This window comes from Maribacter arcticus, from assembly GCF_900167935.1.
Classification (GTDB): Bacteria; Bacteroidota; Bacteroidia; order Flavobacteriales; family Flavobacteriaceae; genus Maribacter; species Maribacter arcticus.
This window is the reverse complement of record NZ_FUYL01000012.1, coordinates 84,303-110,090: the sequence shown is the minus strand read 5'-3', so window position 1 is coordinate 110,090 and position 25,788 is coordinate 84,303. Positions and strand designations below refer to the sequence as shown.

General features: G+C 35.5%; 20 protein-coding genes. 9 read left to right on the top strand and 11 right to left on the bottom strand.

Annotated elements, in window-relative coordinates; genetic code table 11:
• The first annotated feature begins 66 nt into the window (after positions 1 to 66).
• Positions 67 to 456, top strand: a complete 390-nt coding sequence (locus tag B5X55_RS17195) for a DUF983 domain-containing protein (RefSeq protein ID WP_079514189.1) — start codon at positions 67 to 69, stop codon at positions 454 to 456.
• Between the two features lie 2 nt (positions 457 to 458).
• Here the strand turns inward: B5X55_RS17195 and B5X55_RS17190 are convergent, their stop codons facing one another.
• From B5X55_RS17190 to topA, 7 genes are all read right to left on the bottom strand, one after another.
• Positions 459 to 1,496: an NAD(P)/FAD-dependent oxidoreductase gene (locus B5X55_RS17190; RefSeq protein ID WP_079514187.1), complete on the bottom strand. Its 1,038-nt coding sequence runs from the start codon at positions 1,494 to 1,496 to the stop codon at positions 459 to 461.
• 100 nt (positions 1,497 to 1,596) lie between these two features.
• A complete protein-coding gene (gene porN, locus B5X55_RS17185; protein ID WP_079514185.1) occupies positions 1,597 to 2,484 on the bottom strand; it encodes a type IX secretion system ring subunit PorN/GldN in 888 nt (295 codons plus the stop codon).
• Positions 2,485 to 2,549: 65 nt separating this feature from the next.
• The gene (gene porM, locus B5X55_RS17180; RefSeq protein ID WP_079514183.1) at positions 2,550 to 4,109 is read right to left on the bottom strand and encodes a type IX secretion system motor protein PorM/GldM; all 1,560 of its coding nucleotides are present in this window, start codon (positions 4,107 to 4,109) and stop codon (positions 2,550 to 2,552) included.
• A gap of 58 nt (positions 4,110 to 4,167) precedes the next feature.
• Positions 4,168 to 4,824 carry a type IX secretion system motor protein PorL/GldL gene (porL, locus tag B5X55_RS17175; protein ID WP_079514181.1) on the bottom strand — a complete coding sequence of 219 codons (657 nt, stop codon included), beginning with the start codon at positions 4,822 to 4,824 and terminating at the stop codon, positions 4,168 to 4,170.
• Positions 4,825 to 4,907: 83 nt separating this feature from the next.
• Positions 4,908 to 6,272 carry a T9SS ring complex lipoprotein PorK/GldK gene (gene porK, locus B5X55_RS17170; protein WP_079514179.1) on the bottom strand — a complete coding sequence of 455 codons (1,365 nt, stop codon included), beginning with the start codon at positions 6,270 to 6,272 and terminating at the stop codon, positions 4,908 to 4,910.
• Between the two features lie 120 nt (positions 6,273 to 6,392).
• Positions 6,393 to 7,550, bottom strand: coding sequence for a formimidoylglutamase (locus B5X55_RS17165; RefSeq protein ID WP_079514177.1), 1,158 nt, complete (start codon positions 7,548 to 7,550; stop codon positions 6,393 to 6,395).
• Between the two features lie 58 nt (positions 7,551 to 7,608).
• Positions 7,609 to 10,098, bottom strand: coding sequence for a type I DNA topoisomerase (gene topA / locus B5X55_RS17160; RefSeq protein ID WP_079514175.1), 2,490 nt, complete (start codon positions 10,096 to 10,098; stop codon positions 7,609 to 7,611).
• A 196-nt stretch (positions 10,099 to 10,294) separates the two neighbouring features.
• Here topA and B5X55_RS17155 point away from each other — a divergent pair, with 196 nt between their 5' ends.
• A complete protein-coding gene (locus B5X55_RS17155) occupies positions 10,295 to 13,435 on the top strand; it encodes a WD40/YVTN/BNR-like repeat-containing protein (protein ID WP_079514251.1) in 3,141 nt (1,046 codons plus the stop codon).
• A 59-nt stretch (positions 13,436 to 13,494) separates the two neighbouring features.
• Here the strand turns inward: B5X55_RS17155 and B5X55_RS17150 are convergent, their stop codons facing one another.
• Positions 13,495 to 14,766: an LVIVD repeat-containing protein gene (locus B5X55_RS17150; RefSeq protein WP_079514173.1), complete on the bottom strand. Its 1,272-nt coding sequence runs from the start codon at positions 14,764 to 14,766 to the stop codon at positions 13,495 to 13,497.
• Positions 14,767 to 14,840: 74 nt separating this feature from the next.
• The gene (locus B5X55_RS17145; protein ID WP_079514171.1) at positions 14,841 to 15,569 is read right to left on the bottom strand and encodes a hypothetical protein; all 729 of its coding nucleotides are present in this window, start codon (positions 15,567 to 15,569) and stop codon (positions 14,841 to 14,843) included.
• A gap of 150 nt (positions 15,570 to 15,719) precedes the next feature.
• Between B5X55_RS17145 and miaB the strand changes: the two genes are divergently transcribed.
• From miaB to groL, 7 genes are all read left to right on the top strand, one after another.
• A complete protein-coding gene (gene miaB / locus B5X55_RS17140) occupies positions 15,720 to 17,165 on the top strand; it encodes a tRNA (N6-isopentenyl adenosine(37)-C2)-methylthiotransferase MiaB (RefSeq protein WP_079514169.1) in 1,446 nt (481 codons plus the stop codon).
• A gap of 20 nt (positions 17,166 to 17,185) precedes the next feature.
• On the top strand, positions 17,186 to 18,472 hold the full coding sequence (locus B5X55_RS17135; RefSeq protein ID WP_079514167.1) for a sigma-54 interaction domain-containing protein: 1,287 nt from the start codon (positions 17,186 to 17,188) through the stop codon (positions 18,470 to 18,472).
• Positions 18,473 to 18,538: 66 nt separating this feature from the next.
• Positions 18,539 to 19,015 (top strand): LptE family protein, encoded by a 477-nt coding sequence (locus B5X55_RS17130; protein ID WP_394332856.1) that lies wholly within the window; start codon positions 18,539 to 18,541, stop codon positions 19,013 to 19,015.
• A gap of 4 nt (positions 19,016 to 19,019) precedes the next feature.
• Positions 19,020 to 19,964, top strand: a complete 945-nt coding sequence (locus B5X55_RS17125) for a DUF8458 domain-containing protein (protein ID WP_079514163.1) — start codon at positions 19,020 to 19,022, stop codon at positions 19,962 to 19,964.
• 6 nt (positions 19,965 to 19,970) lie between these two features.
• Positions 19,971 to 20,330: a preprotein translocase subunit SecG gene (secG, locus tag B5X55_RS17120; RefSeq protein ID WP_079514161.1), complete on the top strand. Its 360-nt coding sequence runs from the start codon at positions 19,971 to 19,973 to the stop codon at positions 20,328 to 20,330.
• A 142-nt stretch (positions 20,331 to 20,472) separates the two neighbouring features.
• Complete coding sequence (locus B5X55_RS17115) at positions 20,473 to 20,751, top strand: co-chaperone GroES (RefSeq protein ID WP_079514159.1); 279 nt, start codon at positions 20,473 to 20,475, stop codon at positions 20,749 to 20,751.
• 119 nt (positions 20,752 to 20,870) lie between these two features.
• Positions 20,871 to 22,499 (top strand): chaperonin GroEL, encoded by a 1,629-nt coding sequence (gene groL / locus B5X55_RS17110; protein ID WP_079514157.1) that lies wholly within the window; start codon positions 20,871 to 20,873, stop codon positions 22,497 to 22,499.
• A 416-nt stretch (positions 22,500 to 22,915) separates the two neighbouring features.
• Here groL and B5X55_RS17100 read toward each other — a convergent pair whose 3' ends face one another.
• Positions 22,916 to 23,278, bottom strand: coding sequence for a heavy-metal-associated domain-containing protein (locus B5X55_RS17100; RefSeq protein ID WP_079514153.1), 363 nt, complete (start codon positions 23,276 to 23,278; stop codon positions 22,916 to 22,918).
• Positions 23,279 to 23,295: 17 nt separating this feature from the next.
• Positions 23,296 to 25,542, bottom strand: a complete 2,247-nt coding sequence (locus B5X55_RS17095; protein ID WP_079514151.1) for a TonB-dependent receptor — start codon at positions 25,540 to 25,542, stop codon at positions 23,296 to 23,298.
• Between the last annotated feature and the right edge of the window lie 246 nt (positions 25,543 to 25,788).

Genomic DNA, 25,788 nt, shown 5'->3' with positions numbered 1-25,788 from the left:
TGTTTAATGGGTTCTCAATAAGATGAAAAGAGCCTTAAAATTGTACCTTTGTATAAAGTTTTGCAAATGTTAAAAAAAGGAAACAAACTCTACAGCATTTTAACAGGAAGTTGTCCAAGATGTCACCAAGAAAGTATGTATTTGGACGAAAACCCATATCATTTGGGTAAAATCTTTAAAATGCATGAAAGATGTGGTCAATGTGACTTTAAATATAAAATAGAGCCTTCTTTTTTTTATGGGGCTATGTATGTGAGTTATGGAGTAGGAATTGCCTTTGCTGTTGCCGCTTTTGTAATCGCAAAATTAATCATCGGCGCCAACCTCATTCAAACATTTATTGCCATTGTTATTACCATGATTGTCTTTATGCCCGTAATTATGAGATTGTCAAGAAATATTTGGATTAACATTTTTGTGAAATATGATTCGAAGGTTAAACTTAAGAACTCTTAATTTCAATTAAACCTTGCAATATCCATTTCATCTAGAAGTGGGGCGTCTATTTCTATTCGTTCATACAATGCTTTTGATGCCCAAGGGGCAATCATAATACCATGTGAGCCGAAACCGTTTAAAACCCATAGATTATTATACTTGGGATGTTTACCAACTAAAGGCCTTCTGTCTTTTACCGTTGGTCTAACGCCAGCCTCTTGATCTATTACCTTGTAAGCACAATTTAAGAGGCTGTCTAATTTTTTTTGCAATTCTTCTTTGGCATCTTCGGTAATGCCGTTATCTTTTTGATCTCTATTGTAAGTTGCCCCTACTTTATACAAATCATTACCTAACGGAATTAAAAAAATTGACGATTTTATAATATTCCTTTCCTGAAGTTCTTTTGCTTCAATAACCAAGTATTCTCCTTTTGAGCCTTGCATGGGTAAATACTTGAAATACGGATTATGTATCATTCCAAAACCTTCAGCAAAAACTACATTTTTAGCACTTATTCCTTTATAACTAACAAAATTTGGTAGAACTTTCAACTCGTTATAATCAAACGTCTCTAAAAATATACTTTTTTCTTGTTTCAACCATTTCGTATACCCATCAAAGAGAACTTTGGTGTCTAGCTTACCGGTTTCTAAAACCTTTCCGAATTCGAAAGGAACCTTAATCCCTGCATTTTTGTTTGAAACTAATTGCGTATCTAAAAATTGTTTCAAGCTTTTTTTATCCGCAGCTTCAAACCATAAATTCTGCTCTTCAATAGAGGCGAATTTTCGTAATACATTCAACTTTTCATCAAATTGAATATTCAAGAATTGTTCAAGTTGCTTATAAAAATCAACCGATACAGCCAGTTGTTCATCTGCCCTCCATGATAATGTAAAACGTTTTAAAATAATAGGATTATAGAGTCCGCCTGCAACTCTTGAAGATGTTTGCGACTGATCATTAAAAACAACAAAGGTTTTGTTATTTCTACGCAGTGTTTCACAAAAAGCCGTACCTGCCAATCCTAGTCCTACTACCATGTAATCTACCATGCCGCAAAGGTAATGACAAATGAATTCATTTATTTACAAAAACAAAAAACCCAATCTTCCGATTGGGTTTTTATTATTTGAATTGGATGTTTTATTAAGCTTAATAGGCCCACATATCCTGTTCTTTATCTCGAATAGCTTCTTTGATACGTTTAGCCTCTAATAACTGAAACAAAGCATTATCTGCAATATAATCATCTATATTTCTATCACCTTGAATATTATCCTCTTTATAGATAATTGCGTTAAACCTTCTTGCGTTCAACAACATATCGTAAGAGATAGGCTGAGCGGAATTCTGTTGGTTAAAAACTTTTGCTTCATGAAGTATTTCACGTGCATCTGGAAACCAAACCCAGAATAGTTCAACCATATCAGGATTATCATCATCCATAAAATTTACATCTGGGGCAACTGGGGCAATACCTAAAAGTCGGTATTTTAACTCACCTTGTCTTTTATCAAAATACCAAATTCCTTTAATATGATATTCTTCTATATCAGATGCTGATATATTTCTACGAGTAATATATTCTTCTGAAACAGTTTCACCTGCATTCATTTGCTCATACCCATAATCAAGAGTATCAACCATCTGTAAGGCATCTTTTAAATCGCTAAAAGACCTTTTTTTAGTGAAATAAGAATCTGTATAAGTTTCTAATTTTCCACTCTTTAAATTTTTAATCAGAACGTGATATAAAGACCTTCTATCTGGTCCAATATCCATAGTATCTGTTGGATAATATAATGGGAAATTAATTCTTTCATCTAAATCTACGGTCTCCCATAAAGTTTTAGACCAAAGTATATCCCTATCATCTACATAACCGTATTCTAACGGAGCGTCATTATCGACAGCTTTCTGAGCTTCTGTACGAACACCAACCTCATCGGGTTTTTTAGCATTCAATACATTTGCTTGGGCCATCATTGATAGAGGCAACATAGTTACCGCTCCCATTACTAAAACATTTTTCCAATTCATGTTTGATTCACTTTAAAATTAACCGGGTAAGACCGTTAGGCTTACCCGGTAGAATTCCATTTAATTTAGTTTGTAATCTCCACAACTACTGGAGATACTTTCTTCAACTTGTAACTTTTATTATTTGTGATATAAGCTTCGATATCAAATATTTGAACGATATCTCCTCTTTTAGCACGTTCCAAAGCTGATTTGGCTTTACCATCCATCTTATTTCCTCTTACGGTAACAGTTGGTTGACCTGGTACTTTAAATTTAAACCCGCTTACTGCAAGATTTAAATCAAAATCGAAATCTTCTAAACCAGCACCTATTGTAGCTATTTCAACATTTCTTTTAGGAAGTTTAATACTACCTGTCTGCTTACTTACACTACCTTCTGGTCTTGGAATATCTTTAATTCTGAATTCTAATGATGATCCAACTGGCTCACCATCTGGCAATGTACCTGAAGCCTTAATAGTAACTGTTCTACCAGTACCTGGGTTCATAATATACTTACTACCACCTATTGACTTTAAGCCTGGTGCAGAAGCATTTACTTTGTTATTTGCAATACCTGGTATAGAAATCGACATTGGATTTGCTACCCCACGGTAAACAACATTCATCTTATCAGCTGCGATTAAAGCGCCACCTGGCTTAGATATTGTTGCGAATGAATTATTAACCTCTACAGGAATTTCTTCACCATCTTGCTTAAAGTAGATTATACCTTTTACTTCATGATCACCGGCAGAACCAGAACCAATTAGCATTTTAACCCCACCTGCTTCTAATTTATAATCAGAACCTTCTGAAAGTTTTCTACCATCTAAAGTTAATTCAGCTCTTACTGGAGTAGAAGAATTATCAGTTTTACTAATGATAATCTTACCATCGTACTTCTCACCTGTGTAGTATGCAGATTTAGAAGATGCAAGTGATGTTGCAAAATTCTTTAAAGAAACTTGACTTGTTAACTCACCTTCTAACATAGATTTTAAAGCTGCTTCTTCAGTAACTTTTACATCTGCTTGTAGTGCAGTTAACTTTGCCAATGATGCTACTAAAGGATATCCTTCATAATGATAGTTGATCCATTCTTGTTTGGTACCGTCTCTTTTTTCAACTTTACCATTCTCATCTCCAGTTTGGAAACGATCGATAACAGATTGCTTTAAGGCTGCTGGCACAATTGCCGCAACTTGATCTCTATAACCGGTTAAGTTACTCATGAACTTTTTACCGCCTTCTGATAAATTTTCTCCTTGGAATAATTTCTGATCTAAAAAATCAGACATATCCATACGAGCATAATCAGTAGGATCTTCTATACCTTCTGTCATACCAGATTTAAGCGACTCTAAATAATCATAATATTCTTGAGACATTGCTTTAATCTGTTGAGCATTCTTATACAGCTTTTCATATTTAGCTGCATCTTCAGATGCTTTAGTTTCCAGACTACCTAAGAACGCTTCGTTACTTGCGGTTGTCATTGCGTTTGAAGTCTCTAGCTTTTCATTCATTATACCGAATGCGGCTAATACTTCTTTACTCATGTTTAGTGCCAGCATTGCGATGAAGATCAAATACATTAAGTTGACCATCTTCTGACGTGGTGAATTTTTTCCTCCTGCCATGGATTTATTTTTTTTAGATTTTAATTAATAATTGACTTGGGTTTTATTAAAATCCAATTTAGTTTTTACTCATTGCAGATAACATACCGCCATAAACACCATTCAATGAAGAAAGGTTAGTTGACAATGATGCCATTTGATCCTTAAGAGCACTTGCATTTTGCACTACTTCTTCGTTTACTGAAGCTTGTCTGCTAGCACTTTCTAATTGTACTTTATAAAGACTGTTCAAAGACTCCATTTGATTGGCAGCTTGAACCATTTCACTTGAATACTTCTTAGTAGATTCCATTGCATCTACTGTAGGAGCGATACCTTTAGCGGCACCTTCAAAGTTTTTGATGCTAGAACCTAAGCTCTCCATAAGACTTGCGTCTACACCAGCTTCTTTTAACAAATCGTCTAATTTTTTAGATAAAGATGCTTCTGCTTCTTTTATTTCAGCAGCTTGTCCTTTTTTAGGAGCAGATTTGCCTTCAGCACCAGCTAATTCTGGGTAAACTAATGCCCAATCTAAATCTTCGTCTACTGGTTCGAATGCACTGATTGCGAATATAAGAGCTTCTGTAATAAGACCTATCGCTAGAAGAATACCTCCGTTTAAAGGACCTAACTCCCAGTGAAGAATTTTGAATAATGCACCAATAATTACAACTGATGCTCCTAGGCCGTAGGCCATGTTAAATAATTTTTTTGTGGATTTTGACTGTGCCATGATTTTAATTTAATTAAGGTTTAATAAAAAAGATTTGGTTAAAATTTGATTTGAATTTATTATAAAACTGTATTTACTTCTATTTATTGTGTAGAATCCTCTTCGCCCATGTAATCTTGAACTGTTCTGAATCCTATGTAACTACGAGCAGAATCTGCATATTCGTAATCTCTTGTACTTACTTGTAAGAAGTAAGCTACATCTTTCCAAGAACCACCTCTAATAACTTTTCTAGTGTTCGATTGATCACCGCCATTAGGGTTCATCGTTGATACATAATCATATGCACTTGGGTCATAACTTGAATTCGTCCATTCAGAAACGTTACCAGCCATATTGTACATATTAAAGTCGTTAGGCTCATAAGATTTTGCTTCTACTGTATATAGTGCGGCATCTGCGGCATAATCACCACGTTGTGGTTTAAAATTAGCCATAAAACAACCTGTATCACTTATTACATAAGGTCCGCCCCAAGGGTATGTTCCACCTTCGATACCACCTCTTGCGGCATATTCCCATTCGGCTTCGGTAGGAAGTCTAAATTGATTAACGAACTGCTTACCTCTACTCTTGTTATCGTCGTTCTTATATTTAGTTCTCCAATTACAAAAAGCCTTTGCTTGTTGCCATGTAATACCTACTACAGGATATTCACTGTATGCATCGTGCCAGAAATAGTCGTTGTGCATTGGCTCGTTATACGAATAAGAGAAATCTCTGATCCATACAGTTGTATCTGGATAAATTTCCACTTCTTCTGTGCGAATAAACTCCTTACGGCTTTTATTACCCTTTGTAGAAGCGCGTGCTGCTGCTTCGATATCCATCCAATTGTACTTGAACTTTAATTTCTTAACATCTATAGTACGTTGACCGTTATAAGATTCCTCTTCAGACAAATAGATAGAATCCATTATTTCAGTATAATACTCATCTGGATAGTCTGATGTATTCCAGACCAATTCCTCATCCTTACTCAAAGCTCTACCTTCGTAACCGGTTTCGCCCATTCCAGAATAATTATCTAGCATATACTTGTCGTAAACAGATGCTCTAGTGGTATCTGCATCTTTAAATGCATAATCACCAATACCGCCTTCTTCAGGGCCGATACCCAACTCATCTGCTAATATTGCCAATTTGGTTCTTACGATAGAATCCTTTACCCATTCTACAAATTGACGATACTCACTATTTGTGATTTCTGTGTCGTCCATGTAAAAAGAACGTACGGTAACCGTTTTGGTCGGTGCGTTCAATAATTTTGCTTGGTCTTCTTCACTCTTACCCATAATGAAAGAACCTCTTGGGATAAGTTCCATTCCATATGGTTTTTCTGGGTACCACTTTTTTCCCTGGACACCGGTTAGCTCTCCTTTAGTCTTAGACCCACAACTCGTGAGTAAAAAAACAAACGCTATAGAGGATAACAATAGCTTCTTCATACTTTAGGTTAAATTTCGATTATGGTTAAACTCAGAATACAATGATTTATTCTAACATCTAAAACTATGTTTTGTATAAAATATTGTATTAAAGGCTTTAATGCTTAAAAATTATTTTTGTTAATTAAAGCCTTTCTTATAAGCTTTAAACCACCTTTCAGGAATGTCTTGATTACATGCATCTAAATAATCCTTCTCGGTGCAAGGTAATAACGCAGGTGTATGGCCTTTAGTATGTGAAGTAAAAATTGATGGGACTTCTACCCACCATCTTTCTGTTAATAAACTTTTGTAAAACACTAATTCTTCATCTTCGCTAGGTACATTGTACTTTACAAAGTCTTCAGTTTTAGAGTATGGAGATTCTTGAATTCTGTAATTGATACCTTCTATAAAGTACCATATAATTTGAGCTATTAATTGTTGAGACTGTACGGTGTTCTCCATCTCGTACAAGCCAAAAACAGAGACTTTATCGCTTATACCCGCATATCGCGCAATGGCACATATTTCGCGACCGTCAAAACCATTGGGCGAAAAATTGCCCGACAATGAAATTTCACTTGCCTTTACAGACCGTAAATCTAAACTTACCATATGTGCATTTCTCAGTACCGGTTCGGCCAAAGAAATATTATTGGCTACTTCGCCAAGTCGATAAGCATCAAAAAATAAACGTTCCATTAAATCTATTTCTTCTTGTGCGTTGAAATAGCTTTGATAACCAATATTTGAAAAATTAAAAAGATTGTTTGGCTTATCGGTAATGATTTTGCTCATATAAGAATGAGACGATATAATTTCATCTTCGATACCAAAATCGAACCGACTATCGACGGCAACAAGATTAATCATATCTCTAATGCCATCAAAAGCTCTATAAGCGGGGTATGTAAGATCCTGGGTAGCACCAAGAATAATTGGAATAATATTCTCCTCTAATAAACCTGCTACTATTTCTTTAACCACAAAATAGGTGTCATCTACAGTAGCGCCTTCTTCAATATCACCCAAATCTACTATAGTACCGTTCCAATTACCGATTAGCAGCTTGTAGAATTGCAATCGAATACCAGAAACGTCTAACTTCTCATGTTTTTTTTCAAATGCATTTCTAGACTCCCTAACTCCTAAAAGAGCCACAGTGGCATTGGCCAAAACAGGCAAGCCATCCTTTTCAGTATGTATATAGGTATTTTTACCAATAGCTTGACTAGGCAGTAACTCATTATGGGCCAAAACTTTGTCCGATACCGGAACTAAAAAATCAAAGGCCATTTATAAGTGGTTTAGAAATTATGAACATATTACACTGATCTTTCGATCTAAAAATATATTACTTTTTTGACTTAGGTTTAGCTTTTGCCTTTTTCTTTGGTGTTTTTTTCTCTATTAACTTCTGAGCTTCTTCTAAAGACATTTTAGTTACATCGACAGTCTTTGCCAATTCTACCTTAATTTTTCCTTTTAGAACATTATGACGGCCCCATCGTGCTTTCTCGATGCGAATACCTTCTTCTTCCCAGTTTTGAACGACCTTATCTATTTCCTTTTGTTTCTTGGTTTCGATAAGTTCAATGATATCGTCATTTGATAGATTATCATAGTCATACTTTTTGTTGACATTAATGAAAATTCCGTTCCATTTAATGAATGGTCCGAATCTACCAACTCCCTTAGTCACTTCTTTTTCTTCATACATTGCAATTGGCGCATCGGCTTTCTGCTTCGCAACAATTAACTCAATTGCCCTATCCATTTCAATCTCAAAGGCACTTTCACCTTTATCCATAGAAATAAATTTTTCTCCAAATTTCACATAAGGTCCAAATCTACCGACATTCGCCAATACCTCTTCTCCTTCATAAACCCCTAATTTTCTAGGAAGCTTAAATAAATCCATTGCCTCTTCATAGGTAATGGTATTCAATGACTGCTCTGGCAACAAACTTGCAAAAGTTGGTTTCTCTTCATCATCAACAGTTCCGACTTGTACCATTGGTCCGAATCTTCCCAAACGTACCGAAACCTGCTTTCCACTTTTAGGGTCTATTCCTAAAATTCTTTCTCCGCTGGCGCGATCCGCATTTTCTTCTACATCAACTACATTTGGATGAAAATCTTTATAAAAGTTTTTCATCATTTTCTTCCAATCTTCATCACCGGAAGCTATTTCGTCAAAATCTTCTTCGACCTGAGCTGTAAAATTATAATCTAAAATATTAGCGAAATTGGTAACCAAGAAATCGGTAACAATCATACCAATATCAGTTGGTACCATTTTACCTTTATCTGAACCTACATTTTCTATAAGATTTTTTTCCTGAATTTTATTCGACTCTAAGATTAATTGTTGATACTTACGTTCAGTACCTTCAATAGTACCTTTTTCAACATAACCTCTATTAAGTATAGTAGAAATAGTAGGAGCATATGTAGATGGTCTACCAATACCTAACTCTTCTAATTTCTTAACCAAAGATGCTTCTGTAAATCGGTAAGGAGGTCTGGTAAATCGTTCGGTAGCTGAAATAAAGTTATTCTGTAAAGACTCTCCTTCTTTCATTGCAGGCAACATTCCTTCTTGCTCTTCTGCTACATCTTCATCATCTACACCTTCCATGTAAACTTTTAAGAAACCATCAAATTTTATTACCTCACCGTTTGCAGTAAATTCTTCTTTATGTTTATTCGCTTTAATTTTAACATTGGTACGTTCTAGTTGAGCATCACTCATTTGAGATGCAACTGTACGTTTCCAAATTAAATCATACAATTTAGATTGATCACGCTCTAAAGATGGGGATTGATTGGTCATCTCAGTAGGCCTAATAGCTTCATGCGCCTCTTGAGCTCCTTTAGATTTACCTGTGAAATTTCTAGTATGACTATACTTTTCACCATAATTTTCAACAATGGCATCTTTAGCAGCGGTCAATGCTTCATTGGATAAGTTTACACTATCCGTTCTCATATAGGTAATTAACCCAGCTTCATATAATCGTTGTGCCACTTGCATGGTTCTACCTACAGAAAAATATAGTTTTCTTGAAGCCTCTTGTTGTAACGTAGAGGTTGTAAATGGTGCAGATGGTGACTTTTTAGCTGGTTTTTTATCTAATTTACTTACTGAAAACTCAGCAGATATATTTTTCTCTAAAAAGACCTTAGCTTCTTTTTCCGTATCGAAAGTTTTGTTCAACTTGGCCGAAAATACATTTCCTTCCTCTGTTTGAAATTCTGCCGCAATCTTAAAAGTTGCTTGTGGCTCAAAACCTTCAATATCACGTTCACGTTCAACTATAAGACGAACTGCTACAGATTGAACACGCCCAGCAGAAAGACCTGGCTTAATTTTTTTCCATAAAACAGGAGATAGTTGATACCCAACCAAACGGTCAAGCACACGTCTTGCCTGTTGGGCATTTACCAAATTGTAATTAATCTCCCTAGGGTTCTCAATTGCTTTTTGAATGGCGGCTTTTGTTACGGAGTTAAAGACAATACGCTTTGTCTTCTTCTTATCTAACCCTAGTTCTTCTGCTAAATGCCAAGAAATAGCCTCTCCCTCGCGATCCTCATCACTCGCGAGCCAGATAGTTTCAGCTTTATCAGCTAGCGACTTTAGTTTTTTGACCAGAGCCTGCTTATCCTTGTCAACTATATACTTTGGGGTGAAATCGTTCTCGACATCTACTCCTAGCTCATTTGAAGGCAAATCTGCAATGTGACCAAAGCTCGATTCAACCTTAAAATCTTTTCCCAAAAACTTCTCTATAGTTTTGGCCTTTGCAGGGGACTCAACAATTACTAAATTTTTCGCCATCAACCTTGTTTATGCTTACAAATGTATACTAAAAATTAAACTTTAAAATTTCAGGCATTCATTTTTTCCTGTAAATAGGCCTAACTATCCTTGTAAAATCATGAACTTCATAGAAATAAAAAAGTTTAGCCATGTCGATAACCGAAGCATGTTAAATATTTCTATTTTTATGGAAACTAACTCAAACTACTTTAAAATGAAGAAGCTTTACATAGTTATACTGACCGCTTTATTTTGTTTACAACCATTTCAAAATTTAAACGCACAACGCAAAAAAAACACCGTCAGCTTTGACGAATCTCTATATAGCGGCATGGAATATAGGTCTATCGGACCTTTTAGAGGTGGTCGTGCAGGTACCGTTACCGGTGTCACCAACAACAATAACCTTTATTATATGGGAACCGCAGGTGGTGGTGTTTGGAAAACTACAGACGCAGGCAATAGCTGGCAATGTATTTCCGACGGCTATTTTGGTGGTTCTATTGGCGCTATTGCAGTTTCTGAATCTGACCCAAATATTATTTATGTTGGTGAGGGTGAGCAAACATTACGTGGTAACGTTTCTTCAGGTAAAGGGCTATGGAAAAGTATGGATGCAGGAAAAACCTGGAAATTTATTGGTCTCAAAGATTCAGAACATATTTCAAGAATCCGAATCCACCCTAATAATCCCGATTTAGTATATGTAGCTGCTATTGGAAATTTATGGAAGCCGAATGAAACCAGAGGTGTATTTCGCTCTAAAGATGGTGGCGATAATTGGGAAAAAGTACTTTATGTTAGCGATAAGGCTGGTGCAGGGGATTTAATTTTAGACCCCAACAATAGTAGAATTATCTATGCCACCACTTGGGAAATGAAAAGAAACGGATACCGAATGGATAGTGGTGGACCTGACAGTAAACTTTTTAAAAGTACCGATGGCGGCGATACATGGAACGATATTTCTACAAAAACCGGACTACCTAGTTCTCCATGGGGTATAGTCGGTATTACAATTTCACCGATAGATTCGAATCGCGTATGGGCACTTATTGAAGCAGACAATGGTGGACTTTTCAGATCTGATGATGCAGGAGTTACTTGGAAAAAAATAAATGAAAACAGGGCATTACGACAACGGGCATGGTATTACACTCGTATTTATGCCGATACCGAAAACATTGACAAGCTCTATGTTATGAATGTTAGTTATGGCGTCTCTACAGATGGTGGTAAAACATTCACGCTTAAAAATGCTCCTCATGGCGACCATCACGACCTATGGATAGACCCCAACAACAATAACCGTATGGTTATTGCAGATGACGGTGGCGCTCAAATTTCAAATGACGGTGGAAACAACTGGACGACCTATTACAATCAACCTACTGCCCAATTTTATCGAATAGCAACAGACAGTATTTTTCCTTATCGTATTTATGGAGCGCAACAAGACAATACCGCCTTACGTATTTCTCACAGATCTTCTGGAGAATCCATTACAGAAAGAGATTGGGAACCTACCGCTGGTGGCGAAAGTGCACATTTAGCGCCAGATCCAAAAAATAATCAGATTGTATATGGCGGAACTTATAAAGGTTATATGAACCGATTAGATCACACTACAGGCCAAGCGCGGTCAACAAATGTTTGGCCAGATAACCCTGCAGGTTCTGGAGCAGAAATTATGAAATATCGATTCAATTGGAACTACCCTGTAACATTCAGCAAACACGATTCTAATAAATTATTCGCAGGATCTAATTTTCTTCATATGACAACTGATGAAGGCCAGTCTTGGAAAACAATTTCACCAGATTTAACCAGAAGTCTTCCAGAAACTATAGAATCATCAGGAGGACCAATAACTCAAGACAATACAGGAGCAGAATTTTATTCGAATATTTTTGTGATTTCAGAATCTGTATTGGAAAAAAGTGTAATCTGGACAGGTAGCGATGATGGTTTAATTCATGTCACAAAAGACAATGGCACAACTTGGACAAATGTAACTCCGCCAACTTCTATGTCTCCTAAATTGAATATGATCAATTCTATAGACCCGAGCCCATTTCACAAAGGCACTGTATATGTAGCAGCTACAGCTTATAAATTTGGCGATTACACTCCCTATTTATACAAAACTGATAATTATGGAGAAAGCTGGTCATTAATCACAAATGGTATTAAAGACAATTATTACACAAGGGTGATTAGAACTGATTTAGTTAGAGAAGGCCTTTTATATGCAGGCACAGAATGGGGCATGTATATTTCCTTTGACGATGGTAAATCTTGGGCTCCTTTTCAATTAAACCTACCAATAACCGCAATACGAGACTTACATGTCAGAGACAATGATTTAATTGTTGCCACCCATGGAAGAAGTTTTTGGATTATTGATGACCTAACACCACTTCATCAACTGTCGTCCGAAGTAGCTAACAGTGATTTTTATCTTTATAAACCAGATATTTCTTATAGAATGCACCAATCTGGCGGATGGTCTGAACCAGATCCAAAATTGGTAGGTAAGAACCATCCTGACGGTGTTATCATCAACTATGTTTTAAATAAGTATCAAGAAAGCGATTCTGTTCAACTAGATATTTTACAAAAAGACGGTACATTAATACAGCGTTTTTCAACTAGTGCTAAAGAAAACAAATTAGACCCTACAGCCCCTAAACAATTAAAAGTAAAAGCTGGTGGAAACAATTTGGTTTGGGATATGCGTTATCCAGGATTTAAGACATTTGAAGGTATGATTTTTTATTCCTCACCAAATAAAGGCCCAAAAGTAACGCCAGGCACCTATAAATTAAAGCTAACTGTTAATGGGGAATTTCAAGAAAAAGAATTTAGCATTGTAAAAGACCCAAGATTGCCCAATACTCAGAATGAATATCAAGAACAATTCGATTTTTTAATTGCCGTACGTGACGAAGTAAGTAAAGCAAATGATGCTATTATCAAAATAAGGAGTGTTCAAAAAGACTTAACGTATCTTAAAAATAAAACTAAAGATAATAGTGCTTTACAGCAGCTAATATCTGATTATGAAACTGAACTTTCGGTGATTGAAAATAATATTCATATGACTAAAAATCAAAGTAGTCAAGATCCCCTTAATTATGGTATTCGAATAAATAATAGGCTTGCTTTTCTTTTAGCAGATTCGCAAAGAGGAGATTATGCCCCTACTCAACAAGCAAAACAGTTTTTCAAGGAAATCACCGATGAACTTAACGTAGAACTCAAAAATCTTAGCCATCTTATTGACAAACAAACGGAAATTGTCAACTCTAAAGTAAAACTGGAGGATATAAAAATGATATCGTCTGAACAATAATCAATAAAAAAAGGGAAGCTAGTTTTAGCTTCCCTTTTTTTATTGATTATCCTATAGTTCTACAACTCAAAAGTACTCAAGAGTCGAATATCATTATCTATATATTCGTATTGGTATAAGACTCGGTCCCCTATCATTAAAAGTGATGATGCCAATGGTATTACATCATATGCAATAATATCCACGAAATTATTAATTAGAGTAATATTAGGGGCATCGCTCTTATCATATACTTTTAAACCAGCCTCACCGTCGCAAATGAAAAGTGTATCATCTTTAATACCTAACCCATTTGGCCCATTCATTGGGTAAATTACTTTTAACTCAGGATTCTTTAAATTAGAAATATCTATCACATACAATCCGCTTTCAGTATTTCCACAAAAACCGCCTCCTTTTAAAGTGACATAAGCATAACTACCATCAACTATCACAGGATCACAAGCTGTACCGTGTCTAAATTCTGAAATGAATTCAGGTTTTTCAGGATTCTTAATATCATATATATACATGCCTTGCGAGCCACCTATAAATAAAATATCACCTTGATTGTATATGGTTTCAATATCCCAAGCTACTTGAACATCATCTAAAATTTTTGGCTCCTCAACATTAGAAATATCAAAAATGTTGATATCACTGTAGTCTACCACATATAAATAATCACCTATTATTTTAAAACGAGCCAAAGAACCACCCTGACCGGTAGAAGGTTGAGGCGAGCCGCTATCGCTTTCTAATGAATTAAACGCAAAATCACACGCCATGCAGTCAAATCGTTTTTCATAATCAGCAACCGACCTTCGCTCTGTTTTCACTTCCCATCCAACAACAATATCCTTATCATAATAGATATCACCATATTCGTAAAAATCAGCTTGAGGGTACTCGATATTTGAAAGCCAAACATCATTATTATATATAGCATTAACTATTCGATTTGATAGTGTAATATTATGTATATCGGAAATATCAAAAATGACCAAGTCACCATAACTATCAGCAAATAACTTATCGTCTTTTATAGAAATATCATAATTCCCCTCAAGCTTAATAAATGCAATACTTTCAGGCGAAGATGGATTTTGATTGTTGATTACATGAAAACCCAGATTTACATCATTTATAAAAATATAATTCTGATAGGTATAAATTTTACCCGATGAAACAATCGGCGTAGGATCAACAATATCAACTGCTTCAGCCTTAAACGAAATAGCGTCTTGCAAAATTGGTCGCGCTACCAAATAGTCTTCATACGGCCCATCATCATCACAAGAAATAAAGGTTGATACTATTATAGTCAACAACAAAAAAACATTTTTTCTCATGGTTTTTCAATTTACTGGTTGTGATTAGTAGATGAGAAATACAACTTTTAGTTGCGTAGGCTAGTTCATAAAATCTACTCTATCTCATTAAAACCCACACCATCTTTATACATATAATAGGTAGGAACTTTACTTAACATAGCCGTAAATAATACACCTACACAGCATAAAAGGAAGCCTAATTCAGCAACAATACCAGTTACCAAGACTAATCCGAAAATAACAAGCCAATTTTTATTTCCAAGTGCAAAACTTGCCTTAACCATTTCTAATGGCGAAAGTTCATTAGAAAAAGCTAAGAAAGCTGGTATTAATGAAAGAGGAACGATTACATAAATAAGACCGACACCACAAGCAAGAAGCCCTAGTATAGCTAAACCGAGGGTATACAGTGCTAATATAAAAACCTTTCCTAAACGCCCTTCTTTAAAAAAATAGAAATAATCATCGCTCGCTTCTTCGCCTATATCTTTTTGTCTACAAATCTTTAAGAAAGCCGCATTTAAGGCCAAAGCAAAAGTTGAAACACCGATTGCAATTACTGGTGCAAGAATACCCATTGCAATAGCAACCATTGGCGGCAACTCATTATTTCGAATAGCCTCTGAATCTGTTATACCAGCCGCTATCATTGGTATATAAAGAATAATATAAAATGGCAGAATAATAACGAAGGTCAGCAACAATACTATAAAACCTTGCAGCCAGACTTTTTTAAACAAATCAAAAGATTTACTGAATATATCTCCAAAAGATAAATCTATATTCGATTTTATACGTTCTGTAATGATTTCTAAATTCATAACTAAGGATGGTTATATTTTAAGATAAAACTAAATAATATTTACGGGTAAAGCCTAAACATTCCCTAAAAATTCATGTCATCTTGTCATATTTTTGATTATAGTAGTATCTTTGCCAACCAATTATTTTATTGCAACGTATTACAAAAAATGGAGAAAACCATAGACGAAAATGTGCAGGGCACCACTTTGGCAGTTGAAAGAAAAGAAACTAACAAACGTAATTTATATATAGAGAGTTATGGCTGCGCCATGAACTTCGCAGATAGTGAAATTGTTGCATCTATATTAGCAACCGAAGGTTTTAATACAACTCAAACTTTAGAGGATGCCGATTTAATACTTGTAAACACATGTTCCATTAGAGACAAAGCTGAGCAGACGATACGAAAACGACTAACGGAATATAATAAGGTAAAGAAATCTAGGCCTCATTTAAAAGTAGGAGTATTGGGCTGTATGGCAGAACGCTTGAAAGACAAACTTTTGGACGAGGAAAAAATTGTAGATATGGTCGTAGGGCCAGATGCCTATAAAGATTTGCCCAACCTAATTAAAGAAGTCGATTCTGGTCGTGATGCCGTTAATGTTATTTTGTCGAAAGATGAAACGTATGGCGATATTGCTCCTGTAAGATTAAACACTAATGGTGTTACCGCTTTTGTTTCAATTACAAGAGGTTGCGATAATATGTGCACCTTCTGCGTTGTACCATTTACTAGAGGTCGCGAACGAAGTAGAGACCCACAGTCAATTTTAGAAGAAGTAAATGAACTTGAAAGAAAAGGGTTTAAAGAAATTACACTATTAGGTCAAAATGTAGATAGCTATTTATGGTATGGTGGCGGACTCAAGAAAAATTTTGAGAATGCTTCTGAAATGCAAAAAGCGACAGCTACCAATTTTTCAAAACTTTTAGAAACGGTTGCACTGGCGTATCCAAAAATGCGTATTCGATTTTCAACATCTAATCCTCAAGACATGACCTTAGATGTGATTGAAACTATGGCCAAGCATAAAAATATCTGTGACCATATTCATTTACCGGTACAAAGTGGCAGTAATCGCATCTTAAAGGAAATGAACAGGCTACATACCATTGAAGAATATTTTGAACTTATTGATAATATTAGACAGATTCTACCTGATTGTTCAATCTCTCAAGATATCATAACTGGTTTTCCAACAGAGACTGAAGAAGACCATACTTCTACATTGAAAGCATTGGAATATGTGAAGTATGATTTTGGTTATATGTATGCCTATTCTGAAAGACCAGGCACCTTGGCCGGAAGAAAGATGGATGACGATATTCCTGAAAAAACCAAAAAGAGACGATTATCAGAAATCATAGCTTTACAACGCCAACACTGCCAGTATAGAACAGAAAAGCACGTTGGCAAAGTTCAAGAGGTTTTAATTGAAGGAACATCTAAAAAATCTGAAAACGAATGGATGGGAAGAAACTCTCAAAGCACGGTTGTAGTATTTCCAAAAGAAAATTATAAAGTTGGTGACTTTGTAAATGTTCAAATAAACGATTGTACTTCGGCTACCTTAAAAGGTATCGCCCAAGGATATTCAGACAATAATTAATTTTATAGTACCCATTTGATATGGAAAGCATACAAAGCATAAAACAACGTTTTGAAATTATAGGACAAGATCCAAAACTTAATCGAGCTTTGGAAAAAGCCATGCAGGTTGCCCCTACCGATATTTCGGTTTTGGTAACTGGTGAAAGTGGAGTCGGTAAAGAGGCCATTCCCAAAATCATACACGCATTATCTCATAGAAAGCATGCTAAATATATTGCCGTAAACTGTGGCGCCATACCTGAAGGCACCATAGATAGTGAGCTTTTTGGTCATGAAAAAGGAGCATTTACTGGAGCTACCCAAACCAGAAACGGTTATTTTGAAGTTGCTGATGGTGGTACTATATTTTTAGATGAGGTAGGTGAATTACCCTTAACCACACAAGTTCGACTATTGAGGGTTCTAGAAAATGGTGAATTTTTAAAAGTTGGTTCTTCTCAAGTTCAAAAAACAGATGTGCGTATTGTCGCCGCTACCAACGTAAATATGTTCGAGGCGATTAAAAAAGAACGTTTTCGCGAAGACCTATATTATCGTTTAAGTACTGTCGAAATTAATATTCCACCACTGAGAGAGCGTTCAGAGGATATACATTTGCTTTTTAGAAAATTTGCTTCCGATTTTAGTCAGAAATACAAAATGCCTACCATAAGACTAGATGACAATGCTGTCTCTATATTAATAAAATATAGATGGCCTGGTAACATTCGACAGTTAAGAAATATAGCTGAGCAAATTTCTGTCCTAGAAGAAAATAGAGCCATAACCGCAGCAACGCTTAATGGATACATACCAAATAATACGACAAGTAATTTACCGGCAGTAGTATCAAATTCAAAATCTGAAAGTGATTTCAGCAATGAGAGAGAGATTCTTTATAAGGTGTTATTCGATATGAAGGGCGACCTAAACGACCTTAAGAAATTAACGATGGAGCTTTTGAAGAACAATGACTCACAAAAGGTTCAAAAGGACAATGAAAATCTGATTCGTAAAATCTACGGAAACGAAGATGAAGAAGACATTGATATGGAACAAGAAACTCAAGAAGAATCTAAAATGAAACTGTTGCATTTACCAGAACCCAAACAGGAAGAAGCATCATCCATTCAAGATTCTTACGAGGACAAATACCATTTTGCCGAAGAAATTCAAGAAGAAGAAACCCTATCTTTACAGGAGAAAGAAGTGGAATTGATAAAAAAATCACTTGAGCGTAATCGTGGTAAAAGAAAGGCCGCTGCTTCAGAATTAGGAATTTCTGAAAGAACGCTTTACCGTAAAATAAAACAATACGATCTTTAATTAAAGATGAATTCCATTTCAATGAGATACGTTAAAAAAATAATATTTTTCATACTACCTATAATAATGCTTATGAGTTGTGGCATATACAATTTTACCGGTGGTAATGTTGGTGAAGCAAAAACCTTTCAGGTAAATTATTTCCAAAATTATGCCACCCAAAGTCCGGGTTCAACATTCGAACCTGGTGTTGATAGAGATTTTACATTAGCACTACAAGATAGAATATTGAATCAGACCAGCTTAGATTTGATAACCTCTGGCAATCCAGATTTACTATATGAAGGTGAGATAACGGAATATAAAATCTCACCAATGTCTGCAACCGCAAATCAAACTGCTGCCCAAAACAGGTTATCAATGCGCGTAAAAGTTCGTTTTTATAATCGATTAAAGGAAGATGCGGCATTTGACCAAAGTTTTTCTTTCTTTTATGATTATCCTGCAGACACTCAGTTGGCTTCTATTAAAAGTGAAGCTCATGAGATAATTTTCGAAAGAATTACGCAAGATATTTTCAACGCCTCATTGGCAGATTGGTAAATAAATGAACGTTAAGGAGTTTACATATTTTCTAGAACACCCTACCAAAGTGGTAGAACCCATACATACTAAACATCTAGAAGATATTATCGCTGAATACCCCTATTTTCAAGCGGCTAGAGCCCTGCATCTTAAAGGTCTTAAAAATCTAAATAGCTATAAATACAATAAGGCACTTAAAACCACCGCAGCCTTTACCACAGATAGAGATGTACTTTTTGATTTTATCACCTCAAAAGATTTTTTACAGTATAATTCTTCTAAGGACAAAACTGATACAACGATTTTAGTTAAAGAGGAAGTTGTAGAAGTTGAATCGGTTTCATTAATTGAAGAGCCAGAAAACAAGCCGCTACCCCAAGTAAAAAAGGAGGAGCCAGCTGCTTTAATAGTAGAATCTGAAGACAAGCCGCTACCACAAGATAAGAATGACGCTGAGCATATTTTAGACCCCAAGCTTTTTCAATCGAAAAAACCAGAAGTTTCTGAAGAGGAAGAAACATTAGATATTGGCAAACCATTGATTTTTGATGCCAAAGAAAAATATTCTTTTTCAGAGTGGTTGAATTTAGCTTCTAATAAACCAGTAGAAAAAATCATTAAAAAAGCTGAAGATAAAAAAGCAGTTGTAAAAATTAAAAAAATAATCTCTCCCATAGATGAGGCAATTAAAAAGAATAAATTTGACCGCATCGATAGGTTTATAGCCAATAACCCTAAAATAGTACCTATAGAAGAAAAGAATACAAGTATCGATATTTCGAGTACTTCGAAAATTGATAAAAACGAATTGATGACCGAAACTTTGGCCAGAGTTTATTTAGAGCAAAAGCAGTATAAAAAGGCCATTCAAGCGTTCAAAATTTTAAGTTTGAAATATCCGGAAAAAAGTAGTTTCTTTGCAGACCGAATTAGGGCAGTAGAAAAAATTCAAAAAGATAATAAATAATAAAGAATGAGTACATTTTCAATATTCTTAATACTTATCATCGTCGTTTGCTTATTATTAGTATTGGTGATCATGGTACAAAATCCAAAAGGCGGCGGACTTTCTTCTTCTTTTGGTGGCGGAGGAACGCAAGTTGCAGGCGGAGTTAAAAAAACAGGTGACTTTTTAGATAAGAGCACATGGACCTTAGCTGGATTATTAATAGTTTTAATCTTAGCTTCTAACATTGCCCTTAAAGGTAATTTTGGAGATGCAGATTCTAAATTATTACAAGGTGATGACATTGAAACTACGGTTCCAGAGACCTTACCAGAAGAAATTACACCTCCTGTAACTAACGAAGCAACTCCTTCAGATAGTTTATAAAACATTTCAACATAATTTACACAAATGCCAGCTTATGACAAGCTGGCATTTTTTGTTTCCAATCTGTCATGAAATAGGCAATGGCATAATTTCTGCCTTTGTATACCCACAAAACTAAAAATCAATTTAAAAATTAATAATTATGGCTAAAGTTAATATCAAACCATTGGCAGATCGAGTTCTTATAGAGCCAATGGCAGCTGAAACTAAAACTGCGTCTGGACTTTACATTCCTGATACTGCGAAAGAGAAACCACAAAAAGGCAAAGTTGTAGCCGTAGGTCCTGGTACAAAAGATGACAAAGTTACCGTTAAGGTTGGTGATACTGTTCTTTACGGTAAATATGCAGGAACTGAATTGAAATTAGAAGGTTCAGATTACTTAATGATGAGAGAAAGTGATATTCTTGCTATTATCTAAATAGCCTTTAGCATATGGCCTTTAGCCGTTTGCTAAATTCACATTCACTGAAAAAAAATTAATAATTTTCTTGACCAAGGCGAAAAGTTCAAGGTCAATAATCAAAACAAAAATTAAAAATGGCAAAAGATATAAGATTTGATATCGATGCAAGAGACGGCCTTAAAAGAGGTGTTGATGCATTGGCAAATGCTGTAAAAGTAACATTAGGCCCTAAGGGTAGAAACGTAATCATTAGCAAATCATTTGGTGCTCCACAGGTAACTAAAGATGGTGTTACTGTTGCGAAAGAAATAGAATTAGCTGATCCATTAGAAAACATGGGCGCGCAAATGGTTAAAGAAGTTGCTTCTAAAACTAATGATTTGGCAGGTGATGGTACAACTACTGCAACCGTTTTGGCTCAAGCAATCGTTAAAGAAGGTTTGAAAAACGTTGCTGCAGGTGCAAACCCAATGGACTTAAAAAGAGGTATCGATAAGGCTGTAGAAGCCATTGTTGCCGATATCGCAAGACAAGCTAAAAAAGTAGGAGATTCTTCTGAAAAAATTAAGCAAGTTGCTTCAATATCTTCTAACAACGACGAAACAATTGGTGAATTGATTGCACAAGCTTTCGGTAAAGTTGGAAAAGAAGGTGTTATCACTGTAGAAGAAGCAAAAGGTACCGATACCTACGTTGACGTTGTAGAAGGTATGCAGTTTGACAGAGGTTACCTTTCTCCATATTTTGTTACCGATTCAGAAAAGATGGTAGCGCAATTGGAAAATCCATACATCTTATTGTTTGACAAGAAGATTTCTTCAATGAAAGATTTGTTACCGGTATTGGAGCCAGTTGCTCAATCAGGGAAACCTCTTTTAATTATAGCTGAAGATGTTGATGGTGAAGCATTAGCTACTTTGGTCGTAAACAAATTAAGAGGTTCTTTAAAAATTGCTGCTGTTAAGGCTCCAGGTTTTGGTGACCGCAGAAAAGCAATGTTAGAAGATATTGCCATCTTAACTGGTGGTACAGTTATTTCTGAAGAAAGAGGGTTCTCCTTAGATAACACTACGCTTGATATGTTAGGTACTTGTGAAAAAGTACAAATCGATAAAGACAATACTACAATAGTAAACGGTGGTGGTGTTGCAAAAGATATCAAAACAAGAGTTAATCAGATTAAATCTCAAATCGAGACAACTACTTCTGATTATGATAAAGAAAAACTTCAAGAGCGTTTAGCCAAATTGGCTGGTGGTGTTGCCGTACTTTATGTAGGTGCAGCTTCTGAGGTTGAAATGAAAGAGAAAAAAGATCGTGTAGATGATGCTTTGCACGCCACAAGAGCTGCAGTTGAAGAAGGTATCGTTGCTGGTGGTGGCGTTGCATTTTTAAGAGCTAAATCGGTTCTTTCTAAAGTAGCAACTGAGAACGAAGATGAAGCAACAGGTTTACAAATCGTAGCCCGTGCCATCGAAGCACCTTTAAGAACTATTGTTGCTAACGCTGGTGGTGAAGGTTCTGTAGTAATTGCAAAAGTCCTTGAAGGTAAAGGTGATTTTGGTTACGATGCAAAATCAGAAAAATATGTTGATATGATCAAAGCCGGTATTATTGATCCTGCTAAAGTAACTAGAGTAGCATTGGAAAATGCGGCTTCTGTTGCAGGTATGATCTTAACTACCGAATGTGCTTTGACCGACATTAAAGAAGATTCTCCTACTGGCCCACCAATGGGTGGCGGTATGCCAGGCATGATGTAAACCGTAGCACGGTTAGGCAATTATTAATTTGATTGCTACATCAATCAAATTTAAAACCGCTCTTGAAAATTCAAGAGCGGTTTTTTTATGCACTTATTCCAACAAAAAAACCACCTTCTTTTTACAAAAGGTGGTTTTTTTGTCCAATTGGTAAGCCTACCCGTAGGCTAGTACCGAACTACTTCTTTTTAGGAGCAGCCTTTGGAGCAGCCTTTTTACCTGCTTTTGCTGGAGAAGGCTTTGCAGCTGGTTTCCCTGCTGATTTTGCTTGTGCCATGAGTATCGAATTTAAGATAAATCTACGCTAAGGTATTTCAGATTTTGATTCGTGATAATTACGTTGGCAAAATATTAACTAAAACTTTTTGACCAATTTACAACAGCTAAAATAACCTCAATAAACACAGGTATCTTGACTACATTTTATGATGTACCCCATCATCAGAATTGTCCTCTCTATACAAACAACAAGGGTGTACGCTATTGTAAGCTTCATCTGTCGCCTTCAATTCTTTGGTGTCATGACCTACCTCTACAATAGCAGTTTTAATTTTCATGGCATCTGTTTTGCGTTCATCCATTATAATAGATAATTGGTGTGATGGTATATCCCATACGGCATATTTCACTCCTTTCACATTCAATGCAGCGTTCTCTATACGCTCTTTACACATCGCGCATTTACCATTAACATCAAAGGTCATTTTCTTGTTCTTATCTTGAGCATATGTTAATACCGTGATTAACATCATCGCAATTGACAAAATAGTTGTTTTCATAATAATAAATAAACGTGTTATAAAATTTTAAATCTAAAGCCGCCATAAAACATTCTTCCCATTATAGGCGCATATACAATAGTAGTATCAAAATTAGGACCAAAAGGATTGTCTGCACCCAAAACCGGGTTATTTTGTTGTTCTCCAGTTAGGTTTTCCCCTCCTACATACATTTCAAACGTATTAGAAAACACTTTTGTTATTTGAGCATTCATGAGATTATATGGCGATGAATACTCGCCTAATTGATATTGTGTTGAAATAGAGCTGGTATCTGGCAATCTCATTTTACCTAAACTATGCAATGTATAATCAAATTTCCATTGAGAACCATTTTCTTTAGCTTCAGTTTCAGTTTCATACCCTAAATTAACAAAAAATCGATGCTGCGATTGTAATGGCTTTTGTAGGTTTCCACTATTATAATCGGTCGAAACATCATAGAATTTATATGCGGTTCTAAAACTTAAGCGAGTCAGTAGCTCGTAATTTATTTCTATCTGAAAACTTTTAGCACTACTATCTCCATCCAAATTATAAAACGAAACTTCTTGCGGATTTTCCCAATCAACTACAATCTGATTTTTAAAATCTGTAACATAATAATCTACCGATACATCTCCCTTTTTGTTAAGGAAATTAAACCCCTGTAAAAAACTTACTCCGTAGTTCCAAGCATCCTCGGGTTCTAAACCATAAACACTACCACCTGAATTTAAAACATTAATTTCTCTAGCGGAGGCAAAAAGCTGTTGATTTTCAGCAAATATATTCGCTGCTCTCTTTCCTCTACCAAACGAACCACGCAAACTACCTTTCTCCCAGGGCGTATAACGGATATGAAACCTTGGCGTCACAAAAGTTCCTAATCGATTATGGTTATCCACTCGAAGACCTGCAGTTAAGCTAACTTTTTCTAAATTCTCATAACTATACTCTACAAAAGCACCGACCGAAGAATCTTCTCGAGAATAATCTGTAGCCGTCACTACCTCATCATAACCGTCATATGCAAAAGAAATTCCGGTTTTAAACTTGTTTCTTGTATCTCCAATTATAGAATTAAAAAGCAGGCTAGTAAAAATACTTTCGTGATTGATATCATATGTTCTAAACCCAAAATAGGAATCTTGCTTATGTAAACTATAAGCGGTTTGAAATCCAAAACTCTGAAATGGAAGTTCTGGAAAAACATAGCCTAGTTTTAATGATGTATCAAAACGGCGTGTATTAATTTCGCTACCCCATGAGTTATTTGTCAACTTATCTGTTGCAGGCTCAAAATCTACTTGCCCTACTTGTTTTTCATCATTCAAAAATCGAACATTTAAAAAACTGACCCATCCTTTTTCAGCATCTTGATACTGCCAACGGTTCATCACATTTATTTGATTACCTAATGGTGCATCTAAAAATCCGTCTTCATTATTATCCTCTTTCTGAGCACGCATATTTCCGTGAATATAAAGTCCGGAACTCAACTTATCCGAAAGCTTTCTATTAAAATGAGTATTCATTTCATAACGCCCATTTTCATTAGCATACCCATTTACAAAAACAGCATTGTCCGTTAATGGCTTCACCAATTCAGTATTTATCTGACCCGATATACTTTCATATCCGTTGACCACACTACCAGCTCCTTTAGTAATTTGAATACTCTCTATCCATGTACCCGGAGTAAAAGTCAATCCATAGGCTTGCGATGCACCGCGAACCATTGGAATATTTTCTTGAGTAATCAATAAATACGGACTTGTCAACCCCAGCATTTGAATTTGCTTGGTACCGGTTAAACCATCGGATAGATTTACATCTATCGCAGGATTTGTTTCAAAGCTTTCTGCCAAATTGCAACATGCCGCTTTCAGTAGTTCTGCGCTATTGACCGTTATTACATTTTGCGGACTGAAATACGTTTTCTGTATGGCATCTCTTTTCTGTTGTACTACGACCTCATCTAACTCGTTCGAAGGTTTTAAACTAAGACGAATAGTTCTAGGTTCATTTATGGTTAATGTATCTGACACAAAACCCACATAACTAACAATTAATCTATTAAATTCCTTTTTAAAGGGGATTGAAAATTTACCATTGAAATCGGTCACTACTCCTATTTGGGAATCTTGCCAATAGACATTTGCTCCTGACAGACTCAATGCTTTAGACCCTTCTGAATCTAAAACTATGCCTTCTACTTTTTCTTGTGAAAATCCAAACCAAGGCAATATGGTTAGTATTAAGACTTTTATATATTTATTCATTGTATTTTATATTCCTATTGGATAATCAATTTATGCCGCACGTAGCCGAATGTGTTACCTATGACAGATACTGAGCTGAAACTCTTAGCCAATGCCAAAATTACAAGAAGCAAAACTTAACTTGCAACAGTAATACCGACAATGTACTATATCAATGACAAGTAAATTCTGAGCATACCTTTAACAATTCTTCTTTTTAAAATGAAGGTTAATTTTAAATTACTATTCAAAATATTAATACTTCGC

What these genes read in the sequence shown, in the direction of transcription:
- B5X55_RS17165 (WP_079514177.1), bottom strand. Translation starts at nt 7,550, where the DNA reads ATGGCCTTTGATTTTTTAGTTCCGGTATCGGACAAAGTTTTGGCCCAT.
- B5X55_RS17195 (WP_079514189.1), top strand. Translation starts at nt 67, where the DNA reads ATGTTAAAAAAAGGAAACAAACTCTACAGCATTTTAACAGGAAGTTGT.
- B5X55_RS17095 (WP_079514151.1), bottom strand. Translation starts at nt 25,542, where the DNA reads ATGAATAAATATATAAAAGTCTTAATACTAACCATATTGCCTTGGTTT.
- miaB (WP_079514169.1), top strand. Translation starts at nt 15,720, where the DNA reads ATGGAGAAAACCATAGACGAAAATGTGCAGGGCACCACTTTGGCAGTT.
- topA (WP_079514175.1), bottom strand. Translation starts at nt 10,098, where the DNA reads ATGGCGAAAAATTTAGTAATTGTTGAGTCCCCTGCAAAGGCCAAAACT.
- B5X55_RS17130 (WP_394332856.1), top strand. Translation starts at nt 18,539, where the DNA reads ATGCTTATGAGTTGTGGCATATACAATTTTACCGGTGGTAATGTTGGT.
- B5X55_RS17115 (WP_079514159.1), top strand. Translation starts at nt 20,473, where the DNA reads ATGGCTAAAGTTAATATCAAACCATTGGCAGATCGAGTTCTTATAGAG.
- B5X55_RS17155 (WP_079514251.1), top strand. Translation starts at nt 10,295, where the DNA reads ATGAAGAAGCTTTACATAGTTATACTGACCGCTTTATTTTGTTTACAA.
- secG (WP_079514161.1), top strand. Translation starts at nt 19,971, where the DNA reads ATGAGTACATTTTCAATATTCTTAATACTTATCATCGTCGTTTGCTTA.
- B5X55_RS17135 (WP_079514167.1), top strand. Translation starts at nt 17,186, where the DNA reads ATGGAAAGCATACAAAGCATAAAACAACGTTTTGAAATTATAGGACAA.
- groL (WP_079514157.1), top strand. Translation starts at nt 20,871, where the DNA reads ATGGCAAAAGATATAAGATTTGATATCGATGCAAGAGACGGCCTTAAA.
- B5X55_RS17190 (WP_079514187.1), bottom strand. Translation starts at nt 1,496, where the DNA reads ATGGTAGATTACATGGTAGTAGGACTAGGATTGGCAGGTACGGCTTTT.
- B5X55_RS17150 (WP_079514173.1), bottom strand. Translation starts at nt 14,766, where the DNA reads ATGAGAAAAAATGTTTTTTTGTTGTTGACTATAATAGTATCAACCTTT.
- porL (WP_079514181.1), bottom strand. Translation starts at nt 4,824, where the DNA reads ATGGCACAGTCAAAATCCACAAAAAAATTATTTAACATGGCCTACGGC.
- B5X55_RS17100 (WP_079514153.1), bottom strand. Translation starts at nt 23,278, where the DNA reads ATGAAAACAACTATTTTGTCAATTGCGATGATGTTAATCACGGTATTA.
- porM (WP_079514183.1), bottom strand. Translation starts at nt 4,109, where the DNA reads ATGGCAGGAGGAAAAAATTCACCACGTCAGAAGATGGTCAACTTAATG.
- B5X55_RS17125 (WP_079514163.1), top strand. Translation starts at nt 19,020, where the DNA reads ATGAACGTTAAGGAGTTTACATATTTTCTAGAACACCCTACCAAAGTG.
- B5X55_RS17145 (WP_079514171.1), bottom strand. Translation starts at nt 15,569, where the DNA reads ATGAATTTAGAAATCATTACAGAACGTATAAAATCGAATATAGATTTA.
- porN (WP_079514185.1), bottom strand. Translation starts at nt 2,484, where the DNA reads ATGAATTGGAAAAATGTTTTAGTAATGGGAGCGGTAACTATGTTGCCT.
- porK (WP_079514179.1), bottom strand. Translation starts at nt 6,272, where the DNA reads ATGAAGAAGCTATTGTTATCCTCTATAGCGTTTGTTTTTTTACTCACG.